The organism is Pseudaeromonas pectinilytica (assembly GCF_054780855.1).
On record NZ_BAAGVN010000175.1, the window covers coordinates 1 to 816 of the forward strand.

Below are 816 nucleotides of genomic sequence, written 5' to 3' on the forward strand. Positions count from 1 at the left end.
AAAAAGAGCCGGCTGGAATGACGACTATCGGGCTCAGTTATTCTTTGGTTAAAAGATCAACAAAGTGTGCTCCCGCCCTGGTCCAGGGAGGCTGACACCCGAACATCTTGGCGGGCGGGAAAACATCATGATGTTGTTCGCCATTGCTGCCGGTAATGCAGTGGTGTGCAATTGAACTGCTCCTTGAAGAACCGGGTAAAACTGCTCTGATTCACAAAACCGAGCTGCTGGCTGATCTCCAGCATGGAATGTTGGCTATTCCGCAGCAAGCGACACGCTTCCTCGCTACGAATATTGCTGTACAAGGCCGAGAACGGCTGCCCTTCTTGCTGTAAGCGCCGCATCAGGGTCCAACGCGTCATATTCAACCGCGCACAGATCCAACTCTGGACTGATTCAGACTCCAACGCTACATCATCGGATTGCCACAAACGCTGTAATAATAAATGCCGAACCTCGGAGACCAGATTGGTAACCGGGTGCAAATTGAATAAACAGCTCTCGGCATTGGCCAACTGATAGGATTGCAATGAACGGTTAAAACCAGCGTATGGAACATCCAGCCAGCGACCATCGAGCAATAAACTATTTTCTGTACCCTGCTGGATCGGGCAGGCAAAAATATCCTTCAGCCGCCGTAATTCAGCGGGAGTCAACCGTTGCTCAAACATCAGTCCCAGATTGATATTTTGCACCACCAGATAATGACGAACCAAGGCATGGATGGAGAGAAAGTGGCCTTGTTGATCAAATCCAAAGTCGGATACTCGCTCCCCAACCCGCCGGGCGGGCTTAGTTGACGGCCTGCCGAATGGG

Annotated in this window: 1 protein-coding gene; it reads right to left on the bottom strand. The window is 51.1% G+C overall.

Going from position 1 to position 816, the window contains the following annotated elements; all coding sequences use genetic code 11:
* Window positions 1-125: 125 nt before the first annotated feature.
* Window positions 126-816 (bottom strand): helix-turn-helix transcriptional regulator (locus ACYVG7_RS10055; protein WP_460882991.1); only part of this gene is annotated, 691 nt, incomplete at its 5' end.